General features: G+C 43.7%; 9 protein-coding genes. All 9 read left to right on the plus strand.

Going from position 1 to position 12330, the window contains the following annotated elements:
- The first annotated feature begins 9 nt into the window (after positions 1-9).
- The 9 genes from B9T29_RS11560 (at position 10) to B9T29_RS11600 (ending at position 11943) form a co-directional block, all read left to right on the plus strand.
- A complete protein-coding gene (locus B9T29_RS11560; protein WP_086176074.1) occupies positions 10-1365 on the plus strand; it encodes an MFS transporter in 1356 nt (451 codons plus the stop codon).
- A gap of 14 nt (positions 1366-1379) precedes the next feature.
- Positions 1380-1814, plus strand: a complete 435-nt coding sequence (gene pcaC / locus B9T29_RS11565) for a 4-carboxymuconolactone decarboxylase (protein WP_086176075.1) — start codon at positions 1380-1382, stop codon at positions 1812-1814.
- 26 nt (positions 1815-1840) lie between these two features.
- Positions 1841-2566, plus strand: a complete 726-nt coding sequence (gene pcaH, locus B9T29_RS11570) for a protocatechuate 3,4-dioxygenase subunit beta (RefSeq protein ID WP_086176076.1) — start codon at positions 1841-1843, stop codon at positions 2564-2566.
- Positions 2567-2581: 15 nt separating this feature from the next.
- Positions 2582-3211 carry a protocatechuate 3,4-dioxygenase subunit alpha gene (gene pcaG, locus B9T29_RS11575; protein WP_086176077.1) on the plus strand — a complete coding sequence of 210 codons (630 nt, stop codon included), beginning with the start codon at positions 2582-2584 and terminating at the stop codon, positions 3209-3211.
- A 151-nt stretch (positions 3212-3362) separates the two neighbouring features.
- On the plus strand, positions 3363-4217 hold the full coding sequence (gene aroD, locus B9T29_RS11580; RefSeq protein WP_086176078.1) for a type I 3-dehydroquinate dehydratase: 855 nt from the start codon (positions 3363-3365) through the stop codon (positions 4215-4217).
- Between the two features lie 45 nt (positions 4218-4262).
- Positions 4263-5723 carry a NosD domain-containing protein gene (locus tag B9T29_RS11585; protein ID WP_086176079.1) on the plus strand — a complete coding sequence of 487 codons (1461 nt, stop codon included), beginning with the start codon at positions 4263-4265 and terminating at the stop codon, positions 5721-5723.
- Positions 5724-5826: 103 nt separating this feature from the next.
- A complete protein-coding gene (locus B9T29_RS11590) occupies positions 5827-7134 on the plus strand; it encodes a carbohydrate porin (RefSeq protein WP_416202490.1) in 1308 nt (435 codons plus the stop codon).
- A 178-nt stretch (positions 7135-7312) separates the two neighbouring features.
- Positions 7313-9742: a glucose/quinate/shikimate family membrane-bound PQQ-dependent dehydrogenase gene (locus B9T29_RS11595; RefSeq protein WP_086176081.1), complete on the plus strand. Its 2430-nt coding sequence runs from the start codon at positions 7313-7315 to the stop codon at positions 9740-9742.
- Positions 9743-9891: 149 nt separating this feature from the next.
- A complete protein-coding gene (locus tag B9T29_RS11600; RefSeq protein ID WP_228146603.1) occupies positions 9892-11943 on the plus strand; it encodes a TonB-dependent receptor in 2052 nt (683 codons plus the stop codon).
- Positions 11944-12330: the final 387 nt, after the last annotated feature.

Here is a 12330-nt window from a genome sequence, read left to right on the forward strand (position 1 = left end):
GAGGCAGGTATGGCGTCTCAGGAATACGCTACTCAAAAAACGAGTATAGACGCACAAGCACTGATTAATGATGCACCGATTAGCAAATATCAGTGGTTGATTGCAATTGTATGTTTTCTCATTGTTTTTGTTGACGGTATTGATACTGCGGCAATGGGTTTTATTGCTCCAGCCTTGGCACAAGACTGGGGGATAGACCGCTCGCAACTGGGTCCAGTTATGAGTGCAGCCTTAGGCGGCATGATTATTGGCGCTTTGGTGTCTGGTCCAACCGCTGATCGCTTTGGGCGCAAGATTGTTTTAAGTGTTTCGATGCTGATATTCGGTGGCTTTACTTTGGCATCGGCGTATGCGGCTGACTTAAATACCTTAGTGATCCTGCGCTTTTTAACCGGTATTGGTTTGGGTGCGGCTATGCCGAATGCAACCACGCTATTTTCTGAATACTGTCCACAGCGCTCTCGCTCTTTGCTCGTGACTTGTATGTTCTGTGGATACAACTTGGGTATGGCGACAGGCGGTTTCATTAGCAGTTGGTTGATCCCAAATTTTGGTTGGCACAGCTTATTCTTATTGGGCGGTTGGTCGCCACTGATTTTGATGATCTTGGTGATTTTCTTCCTGCCAGAGTCTTACCGTTTCCTGATTGTGAAAGGTCGTGACAGCGAAAAAGTCCGCAAAATTCTAACGCGTATTGCACCGACGCAAGTACAGGGTGTCACTGAGTTTCATGTACCTGAAGAAAAAACCGAAGGTACCGAGAAGAAAGGCGTGTTTGGCATGCTGTTCTCTCAGAAATATGTCAAAGGTACGGTTTTATTGTGGCTGACCTATTTCATGGGTTTGGTGATGATTTATCTGCTCACCAGCTGGTTGCCAACCTTAATGCGTGAAACAGGTGCAACCATGGAACGTGCAGCATTTATCGGTGGCTTGTTCCAGTTTGGCGGTGTACTCAGTGCTTTATTTATTGGTTGGGCAATGGACCGTTTCAACCCGAACCGCATTATCGCAGGCTTCTATTTTGTCGCAGGGATCTTTGCTTTTGCCGTAGGGCAGAGCTTAGCAAATCCAACCTTACTTGCCATTTTAGTGCTTTGCGCAGGTGTTGCGATTAATGGTGCACAGTCGGCTATGCCAGCCTTAAGTGCCCGTTTTTATCCAACGCAATGCCGTGCAACAGGTGTGGCATGGATGTCAGGGATCGGGCGTTTCGGTGCGGTATTTGGTGCATGGATCGGCGCAGTTTTACTGGGCAATGACTGGTCGTTTACTGCCATTTTAAGCCTGCTGTTAATTCCAGCAACAGCAGCAGCAGTCGCTATTTTTATTAAATCACTGGTCGCACATACAGATGCGACTTAATTGAGGTTTCTCCCATGAATGATGATCAACGTTATGAACAAGGGATCAAAGTCCGAACTGAAGTGCTGGGTGAAAAGCATGTCGGTCGTTCACTTGAGAACCTGAATGACTTTAACGCAGATTTTCAAAACTTCATCAGTCGTTTTGCCTGGGGCGAAGTCTGGTCTAGACCAGGCATGCCGCGCCACACCCGTAGCTTAGTCACTATTGCCATTTTATTGGCACTGGGCCGTGAAGATGAGCTGCGTATGCATTTACGTGCTTGCTTCAACAATGGTGTGACCAAGGATGACTTAAAAGAGTTGATTTTGCACTGTTCACTGTATGCCGGTTTGCCCGCAGCGAATGCAGCCATGCACATGGCAGAAGAAGTTTTTGCAGATTTGGGCATCGCCCCGCAAAAGCTGAGTGAACAGCAGCTCAGCCCAGAACAAACGAATCAAGAGTAATGGAACAAGATTAAGAGGGACGTCACATGTCACAACTTATTTTAGGTGCTTATGCACAACGCAATACCGAAGATCATCCGCCAGCATACGCACCCGGCTATAAAACCAGTGTATTACGCTCGCCAAAGAATGCCTTGATCTCAATTGCAGAAACCTTAACTGAAGTGACTTCACCGCAGTTCAGTGCCGAGCAATTTGGACCTAAAGATAACGATTTGATTTTGAACTATGCCAAAGAAGGTTTGCCGATTGGTGAGCGCATTATTGTGCATGGCTATGTATGTGACCAGTTTGGTCGTCCAGTCAAAAATGCATTGCTCGAAGTCTGGCAAGCCAATGCTTCAGGTCGTTATCGTCATCCGAATGATCAGTTTATTGGTGCGATGGACCCGAACTTTGGGGGCTGTGGTCGCATGATGACTGATGCCAATGGCTATTTTGTATTCCGTACCATTAAGCCGGGTCCTTATCCGTGGCGTAACCGGATTAATGAATGGCGTCCAGCGCATATCCACTTCTCTTTAATTGCCGATGGTTGGGCGCAGCGTCTGATTTCGCAGTTCTATTTTGAAGGCGATACGTTAATTGATTCGTGTCCAATTATTAAAACCATTCCTTCGGAAGAACAACGTCGTGCATTGATTGCCTTGGAAGACAAGAGCAATTTTATTGAAGCAGACAGTCGTTGTTATCGTTTTGACATCACTTTACGTGGTCGTCGTGCGACTTATTTCGAAAATGATTTGACTTAATTCAGGGAGAACAACATGAACCATTGGAACTTTCAAGAATTGCATGAAACGCCATCTCAAACAGGTGGGCCATATGTACACATTGGTTTGTTGCCACAACAAGCCAACATTGAAGTGTTTGAAAACAACTTTAATAATCAGTTGGTTCAAGAAAAAACCTTAGGTGAACGTATTCGCTTAGAAGGTCAAGTGTTTGACGGCTTAGGTTTACCGCTACGCGATGTATTGATTGAAATTTGGCAGGCGGATGCCAACGGTGTCTATCCAAGTGCAGCCGATATTCAAGGCAAAGCGGTCGATCCAAACTTCCTTGGTTGGGGACGTACAGGGGCTGACTTTGAAACTGGTTTCTGGAGTTTTAATACCATCAAACCGGGTGCGGTTCCGGGACGTAAAGGGACAACTCAGGCACCGCATATTGCACTGATCATCTTTGCTCGCGGGATTAACATTGGCTTGAATACCCGTGTGTATTTTGAAGATGAAGCTGAAGCCAATGCGCAAGATCCTGTACTGAAAGGTATTGAATGGGCGCCTCGTCGTCAGACCCTCATTGCAAAACGTGAAGAGCGTGATGGTGAAGTGGTGTATCGCTTTGATATTCGTGTGCAAGGTGAAGACGAAACGGTCTTTTTGGATATCTAAATTTTCCAAGATTTAGTGCGAGACATCTTGAACTAATTCTAAAGATAAAAAGTTTATGCGTGGTGATGGCATGACTCATTTCGTTCATCCCACGTATATTTGCCACTGATGACAGAAGTCAGGCAATAGTTTGAAAATACAAGGAAATGTAATGATTAAGATTAAAAAAATTGCGATGCAACTCTGCTTAAGCAGTGCTGTTTTAGCGGCAATGCCTGCGGCATTTGCAGTCGAAGCTGCTGCGACACACCACTATGTGGTGAAAAAGCTCAATATTGGTGACTTACCTGTCAAAACCATTGTACCCATTACCGCAAAAACAGCAGAGCAAGCCATAGCCCAAGCGCAAGTGATTGCCAACAACCCTAATGCAGATGTGGCTGAGTTTCGCATCGACTTACTTGAGTTTTCTGCCGACACCAAAAAAGTGATTGCATTGGGTCAGCAGCTGAATCAAATTCTAAAAGATAAACCTTTAATTGCCACCATTCGTACCCACAATGAAGGCGGCAAAATGACGGTGTCTGATCAAGACTATGAAAAGATTTATCGCGAATACCTGAAAAAACCGTTTATGCAGTTGCTGGATATTGAAATGTTCCGTGATGCTGGCAGTGTGGCGAAATTAACCCAATTGGCACATGACAAGAAAGTGTTGGTAATCATGTCGAATCATGATTTTGCCAAAACACCTGACCAACAAGACATTGAAAATCGCCTGCTGAAACAAGATCAGATGGGCGCAGATATTCTCAAAATTGCGGTAATGCCAAAGTCAAAACAAGATGTCTTTACCCTCATGAATGCCACGCTGGCGGTGAGTCAAAAAAGTCAAAAACCACTACTGACCATGTCGATGGGGCAGTTGGGCACGATTTCACGTGTCGCGACTGCCAATATGGGCGGTAGCCTAAGTTTCGGCATGATTGGTGAAGCCTCTGCGCCAGGTCAAATTGATGTGACCCAATTGAAGCAGTTGCTGAAAACAGTACAACCAACCCCTTAAATGCACTGCGTTATTCATCTTCAAGGACAGAAAAGGATTTAAAATATGAAACCATCAACTTTACGTTTGACCACATTGGTTTTGAGTTTAGCGGCATCAGGTTTTGCCAGTGCAGAAACTTATATTGTTGACCGCTATCAGGATGATAGTGCAAAAGGTTCACTGCGTTGGGCAATTGAACAATCGAATGCCAATGCAACGCAAGAAAATGAAATTCAAATCCAAGCTGTGGGCAAAGCACCCTATACAATTAAATTGAATCAGCCTTTACCGCCAATTAAGTCTTCAGTGAAAATTATTGGTACCCAGTGGGATAAAACGGGCGAATTTATTGCGATTGATGGTTCAAACTATATTAAAGGTGAAGGCGCGAAAGCGTGTCCGGGGGCAAACCCTGAACAATATGGTACCAACGTCCGTACTACGACTTTACCCGGTCTGGTTCTGCAAGATGTGAACGGTGTGACCTTAAAAGGTCTGGATATTCACCGTTTTTGTATTGGCGTTTTGGTGAACCGTTCAAGCAATAACTTGATTCAACATAACCGTATCAGTAATAACTACGGTGGCTCAGGCGTGATGTTGACGGGTGATGATGGTAAGGGCAATCCAACCTCAACCACCACCAATAACAACAAAGTTTTGAATAACTTGTTTGTAGATAATGGCGATGGTTTAGAACTCACCCGTGGCGCGGCATTTAACCTGGTGGCCAACAACTTATTTACTTCAACCAAAGCCAATCCAGAACCGTCGCAAGGTATCGAAATCCTGTGGGGCAATGACAATGCGGTGGTCGGTAACAAATTTGAAAACTATTCGGATGGTTTACAAATCAACTGGGGCAAACGTAACTATGTTGCTTATAACGAACTGACCAACAACTCGATTGGCTTTAATCTCACGGGTGATGGCAACATTTTTGACAGCAATAAAGTTCACGGTAACCGTCTGGGCATTGCCATTCGTTCAGAAAAAGATGCCAATGCCCGTACAACGTTGACCAAAAACTTAATTTGGAATAACGCTAAGGATATTAAACGCTGTGAAGCGGGTGGTTCTTGTGTGCCTAATCAACGTTTAGGCGCAATTGTGTTTGCTGTGCCGGCCCTAGAGCATGCAGGTTTTGTGGGTTCTCGTGGTGGTGGTGTGGTCATTGAAGCGGCGAAACTGCAAAAAACCTGTACACAGCCGAATGAACAAGGCTGTAATGCGATGCCAAACCAAAACATCCACGCGCCACGTTTAAGCTATAGCAAAGGACAAATTACCGCTGTTGTCCAAGCACAACCAAATCAACGCTATCAGGTTGAGTTCTTTGCGAATCGTCAAGCGAATGGTCAAGAAGCTGAACAGTATTTAGGAATGCAAGTTGTGACGACGAATGCTCAAGGTCAAGGTCAAGCAACGTGGAAAGCATTGAATAGTACTGCAAGTGTGACGGCGAATGTGACCGACCATTTGGGTGCAACTTCTGAACTGAGTCCAGCCGTTCGCATTAAATAATAAAAACCGCATGGAAAGCTCACTTGAGTTGAGCTTTCCTCACAAAAAAGGATGTTTGGTTATGCAACAACAATTATTAAAACCATCGATTTTAAAAACACATATGGTAAAAATTGGCACACTGTCTTTGGCGCTACTCGGTTGCCAATTGGCTTCAGCCAATGAATTTTATTCGGCAGATCGTCAATGGTTATTCGGTGATTGGAACGGTGAACGGAAGCAACTGGAAGATCAAGGTTATAAATTTACAGCAGCAATTATGAGTCAGGCGGCGACCAATTTGGCTGGTGGTTATAACGATGACAACACTTTGGAAAATGCGGGACAACTGACTTTAGGTGCTAATTTTGATTTAAGTAAAATAGCAGGTTGGGAAAATACCACAGCAGGCTTGATGATTACCAAACGTGATGGTAACTCATTAACTTTAGAGCGGATTAAAGACCCGCGTGCCAGTACTTTAGGCAATACTCAAGAAATTTACGGGCGTGGCAAGATCTGGCGCTTAACTCAGGCTTGGATCAAAACAGGATTTGATGATAACCGTGTCCAATTTAAGATTGGACGTATGGGCATGTCGGATGACTTTAACAGCTCACAATGTGAATTCCAGAACTTACTGCTCTGTGGTGGACAGTTAGGTAAATCAATTGGTTCGATCTGGTACAACTGGCCTGTAGGACTCTGGGGCACCAATATTAAATACCAATTTGCACCTGCATGGTCACTTGGTTTGGGCGTGTATGAAGTTAATCCAGACAATGTAAAAACACAATCCAATAGTGATGGTTTTAACCTTGACATGGACAATGTTGAGGGGGCAACCATTCCTTTAGAGTTGGCTTGGAAACCAAAGTTAGCCGCATTTAATAGCTTACCTGGTGAATATAAACTCGGTGCATTGTATTCCACGGCTGAAGCAAAAGATATTCGCAGTGGTGAAATACAAGATGGTAAATACAGTTTTTGGTTGAATGCACAACAACAACTCACACAACATGGAGCTGATCCGAAGCGTGGTTTATATATCAGCTTTAATGGTGTAGTGAACGATAAGGCCACAACATTTGTAGAAAGTACACAACAACTCGCTCTTTGGTACAAAGGGCCTTTTGACAGTCGTCCGAATGATTCCATCGGTTTTGGTTTAGCCAATTATGTCGTGAATGATCGTGCGACGGACAAGCAAATCGCTACCAACGAAGGTCGTGGTTATTACAGTTACGATGCGCTTGCCAGTGACTATGTCCCAATTCAACGTGACGAACTCAATGTAGAACTTAATTACACCTACCAATGGTCTCCAGCGGTCATGCTCAGACCAAACCTGCAATACATCTACCAACCGACAGGGGTAAAAGAAGTAGAAGACGCGTGGGTGGCTGGTTTAACCATGAAAGTGAATTTTTAACAGTATTTAGATAAAAATGATTAAAATATAATCAATATTACTGTCTAGTTTAAATACGTTAGTCGATGCTTTCACAGGTTTAACCTGTGAAAGCATCAGAATTTATTTGTGATGATAAATGATACTCAAAGGAGAGAGGGAGTGGTCATTTAAACTCACGGCACTTGGAGTAAGATGTATGTCTGAAGCTCAATCTAAGCCAGGAGCCATATTTAAAATATGGTGCTTTATCCTTGGTTTGGCCTTATTGTTAACAGGCCTATTTTATTTAATTGGTGGCGGAAAGCTCATCAGTTTAGGTGGCTCTTGGTACTTCTTTATTGCAGGCTTAGTGACCATCGTTTCATCGATTTTCATTTTTAGAAAAAAAGCCCTTGGGGTTGGATTATTCAGTTTAGTCTTTGTAGGCACTGTCATTTGGGCATTGATTGATACTGGCTTCGAATTTTGGCCACTGCATTCACGCTTAATGTTCCCCGCAGGTTTATTTGCTGCCGTGCTATTTACCTTGCCATCTATTCGTAAATATCAGCAACAAACTGCAATGTCTGCACCTGCTTATGTTGTAGGTGGTCTGACTGTCCTAGGCATGTTGGGTGGTATGTACGGTATGTTTATTCCACATCCAACAGTCGAAGCTTCTGGTCAGGAATTACCGCTTGTCCCAGTGGCACCAAATAAACAACAGGTTAATTGGGATCATTATGGTAGTGATGCAGGTGGTAGCCGTTTTGCCGCACTCGATCAAATTAACCGTAATAATGTATCCAAGTTAAAAGAAGCTTGGCGCTTCCAAACGGGAGATAAAACCACAGGTTCAGGCAATGGTGCAGAAGATCAGATGACGCCATTGCAGGTTGGCAATAAAGTATTTTTGTGTACCCCGCATAACAACATGATTGCTTTGGATGCGGATTCGGGTAAACAAATCTGGAAAGCTGAAGTCAACTCTAAAGCCGATGCTTGGGAGCGTTGCCGTGGCGTTGCTTATTTTGATTCGACGCAAGCATTGGTACAGCCAAACTTGGCAGGTGCAAACGCGGTCACTGCTGTGGCAACTAATACAGCCTGTCCACGTCGTGTTTATACCAACACACCTGATGGTCGTTTAATTGCAGTGAATGCCGATACAGGTGAGCGTTGTAAAGACTTCGGTGTCGATGGGACGGTAAATTTGCTTGAAGGTTTGGGTGATGGCACCAAAGCACCGCGTTTTGAAGTCACTTCAGCACCAACCATTGCAGGTACCTCTATCGTTATTGGCAGCCGTATTGCGGATAACGTGGGTGCAGACATGCCGGGTGGTGTAATTCGTGCATACGATGTCATTACAGGTCAATTGCGTTGGGCATTCGATCCACGGAATCCAAATCCGAACTATGTACTTAAACCAGGTGAAACCTATAAGCGTAGTTCAGCCAACTCATGGGCTGCAATGTCTTATGACCCACAAATGAATACCGTGTTCTTACCGATGGGAAGTTCTTCGGTCGACCTTTGGGGGGCAAATCGTCAACCCTTAGATCATAAATACAATACTTCGGTATTGGCACTTGATGCGACCACAGGTAAAGAAAAGTGGGTCTATCAAACAGTGCATAATGATTTATGGGACTTTGATTTACCTATGCAACCAAGTTTGGTGGATTTCCCACTGAAAGATGGTTCGACTAAACCTGCTGTAGTCATTGGTACGAAGTCTGGTCAGTTCTTTGTACTTGATCGTGTTACAGGTAAACCATTGACCAAAGTCATTGAACAGCCTGTTAAAGCCGCTGATATTCCAAATGAACAATATAGTTTGACCCAACCACGTTCTATTGAAATGCCACAAATTGGTAATCAAATGCTGACTGAATCAGACATGTGGGGTGCTACGCCATTTGATCAATTGATGTGTCGTATTAATTTCAAATCGATGCGCTATGAGGGGCTTTTCACTGCACCAGGTACTGATGTTTCATTGAGCTTTCCGGGTTCACTCGGTGGCATGAACTGGGGTTCAATTGCATTCGACCCAACCCATCGTTATATGTTTGTGAATGACATGCGTCTAGGGCTTTGGATTCAGTTGATCAAACAAACGCCTGAAGACTTGGCGATTCAAGCCAATGGTGGTGAGAAAGTGAATACAGGTATGGGTGCAGTACCAATGAAAGGTACACCATACAAAGTCAACAAAAACCGTTTCTGGTCAGCGTTAAGTATTCCTTGTCAAAAACCGCCTTTTGGCACCATGACCGCAATTGATATGAAAACTCGTCAAATTGCATGGCAGGTTCCTTTGGGTACAGTCGAAGATACAGGTCCGATGGGCATTAAGATGGGCTTAAAAGCACCGATTGGTATGCCAACCATTGGTGGGCCAATGGCAACACAGGGCGGTTTAGTGTTCTTTGCTGCAACGCAGGATTACTACTTACGCGCTTTCAATTCATCGAATGGTGAAGAATTGTGGAAAGCACGTTTACCTGTGGGTAGCCAAGGTACACCAATGAGCTACATTTCACCAAAAACGGGTAAGCAATATGTAGTTATTTCTGCTGGTGGCGCACGTCAATCGCCTGATCATGGTGATTATGTGATTGCTTATAGTTTAGAAAACTAAAACGTATTATTGTTGTGAGAGTCCTTCTACAAAGAGGGACTTTCTACATTCCTACCAAGATGATAAGAAAAGGATGTCTTGTGAAAGTACATAATCGCAATCCATTTCCCTTTAACTATGCGTTTTTGACAACGGTTATTTTACAGTCGATGGCATTGCATGCTCAAGATATAGCCGAATATCAACTTCCTGTGATTAAAGTCCAAGCAGTGCGCACTGAAAGTAAATTATTACAGGCACCAGCTTCTATACAGAAAGTGCAAGCTCCAGAATCTCAACTCAGCACGAATGTGAATGTGTCTGAACTATTGCAAGGTGTGGCGGGTTTACAAATCAATAACCGTGAAAATTACGCGCAAGATTTGCAAATTTCCATGCGTGGCTTTGGTGCGCGTTCTACTTTTGGTGTGCGTGGGATACGACTGTATGTCGATGGTATTCCTGGAACCATGCCCGACGGTCAGGGACAAAGCTCCAATATTGACTTAGACAGTTTAGACAATATTGAAGTTTTAACAGGTCCATTTTCTGCCATTTATGGTAACTCATCGGGTGGAACCATTCTAACCGAGACCAAAGAAGGTCAAGGGAAAGACTCAATCCAAGTGGGGGTAAATGCAGGCAGCCACCATAAACAACAAGCCAATATTCAATTACAAGGGGGTTCAGACCAAGCCAATCAACCTGCCTATGTGATCAGTTCTTCCTATTTTGATACGGATGGTTTCCGTGATCATAGCGCTGCGCGAAAAGTGTTGAATAATGCCAAGCTCACTTGGAATTTGGAGGATGGTAGTAAGATTAATTGGCTCATAAACCGTACAAAAATTGAGGCAGATGATCCTCAAGGTTTAAACCGTGCGCAATGGCAAGCTAATCCGAAGCAAGTGAATGATGCTAAAAATATCTACGATGTGCGTAAAGAAATTGAACAAACCCAAACAGGGTTGACATGGAACAAACCCCTGAATGATCAGCAAGAGTTGTATGGCATGGTCTATTTTGGCAATAGACAGGTTGTGCAATATCAGTCGATCCCGAGTAGTGCCCAAAAAAATCCACGACATGCAGGGGGCGTGATCGATTTTGATCGAGATTATTATGGTGCAGATTTCCGTTGGACGGGGAAAGAACTTTTGCCGAATACTACATTTATTGCAGGTTTGGCATTTGATCAGATGCGGGAAGATCGTCAGGGGTATGAAAACTTTGATGCGACAGGCCGTTATGGTGTGAAAGGTAATTTACGTCGCGATGAAATCAATACCTTATGGAATCTCGATCCTTACATCCAAGCCTCATGGCAGTTTTTACCACAGTGGCATTTAGATACAGGTTTACGTTATAGCAATGTGCATTATGAGTCCGATGATCATTACATCACCACAGGCAATGGTGATGACAGTGGTTCAACAGATTATCAAAAGTTACTTCCAACTGTCGCTTTAGGTTGGGATATATTACCTGAGCTTTATACTTATGCTAGCTATGGTAAAGGCTTCGAAACACCAACCTTTACCGAGATGGCCTATCCTACAGTAGGGACTTCAGGCATTAACTTTAATTTAAAACCTGCGACCAGTGATACCGCAGAACTTGGCTTAAAATCGCAGAATACCTTAGGGTTATTTACTTTTGCTGTATTTCACACTGAAACTAAAAATGACATTGTGCCTGACGATGCCAATGGTGGGCGGAGTACATTTCGTAATGCAGAAAAAACCTTACGTGAAGGGCTAGAGCTGTCGTGGCAAAAACAGCTCTGGCAAGCACTCAATGTTCGAACCAGTTATAGTTATTTAGATGCGACTTTTGATGCTGATATTCCAGCGACCACAACTAAACCGCTGATACAAAAAGGAACATACATGCCTGGTATTGCCAAGAATCAAGCTTTTGTAGGCTTGGCATGGCAACTTGAACAGGGCTTTCAGGCGGGTTTGGAAGCACGTTATATGGACAAAATCTACGTCGATGATATCAATTCCGATACTGCACCGAGTTATACCGTTGTTGCGGCAAATATTGGCTATTTGTGGGTCAATAAAGACTGGAAAATCAATACTTATGCACGAGTCGATAATTTGTTTGATCGAAACTATGTGGGTTCCGTGATTGTGAATGATAGCAATAGCCGTTTCTTTGAGCCCGCAGATCGAAGAAATTTTAATGTTGGGCTATCGATAAAGAAAGTATTCTAACATACAAAAAATCAGGCAGTATCACCAGTTAAGCTGGTGGACTACTGCCACTCTCCTAGACAAATTTAGTCTATTCTTTTTGCTTAGGAGAGAACTTTATGAGTGGACAACAATGTGCAATATACCCAAGAGTTTAAAAATGAACCATTTAAGACTATCGCAAGATGGTCCCTATGTATTCGACTCCGTAAAATAGACAGTTAACTCGCTAATTTTATCCACAAGAAATGGGGACAATTTCAGATCCAGACGCATTTAAAGCAGCTTCAAAATGAGGCTGTCTCGTGTCTAGGATACTGGGAGCAGTCCAGACTTAATTTTGGGGGTCAGATCATCCTGTTGGGCTTTTTCATGTTTGGCTGTTAGGTAGGTCTGCTGCTCTACCTC

The organism is Acinetobacter sp. ANC 3903 (assembly GCF_002135315.1).
Classification (GTDB): domain Bacteria; phylum Pseudomonadota; class Gammaproteobacteria; order Pseudomonadales; family Moraxellaceae; genus Acinetobacter.

What these genes read in the sequence shown, in the direction of transcription:
- pcaC (WP_086176075.1), top strand. Translation starts at nt 1,380, where the DNA reads ATGAATGATGATCAACGTTATGAACAAGGGATCAAAGTCCGAACTGAA.
- B9T29_RS11585 (WP_086176079.1), top strand. Translation starts at nt 4,263, where the DNA reads ATGAAACCATCAACTTTACGTTTGACCACATTGGTTTTGAGTTTAGCG.
- pcaG (WP_086176077.1), top strand. Translation starts at nt 2,582, where the DNA reads ATGAACCATTGGAACTTTCAAGAATTGCATGAAACGCCATCTCAAACA.
- B9T29_RS11590 (WP_416202490.1), top strand. Translation starts at nt 5,827, where the DNA reads ATGGTAAAAATTGGCACACTGTCTTTGGCGCTACTCGGTTGCCAATTG.
- B9T29_RS11600 (WP_228146603.1), top strand. Translation starts at nt 9,892, where the DNA reads ATGGCATTGCATGCTCAAGATATAGCCGAATATCAACTTCCTGTGATT.
- pcaH (WP_086176076.1), top strand. Translation starts at nt 1,841, where the DNA reads ATGTCACAACTTATTTTAGGTGCTTATGCACAACGCAATACCGAAGAT.
- aroD (WP_086176078.1), top strand. Translation starts at nt 3,363, where the DNA reads ATGATTAAGATTAAAAAAATTGCGATGCAACTCTGCTTAAGCAGTGCT.
- B9T29_RS11560 (WP_086176074.1), top strand. Translation starts at nt 10, where the DNA reads ATGGCGTCTCAGGAATACGCTACTCAAAAAACGAGTATAGACGCACAA.
- B9T29_RS11595 (WP_086176081.1), top strand. Translation starts at nt 7,313, where the DNA reads ATGTCTGAAGCTCAATCTAAGCCAGGAGCCATATTTAAAATATGGTGC.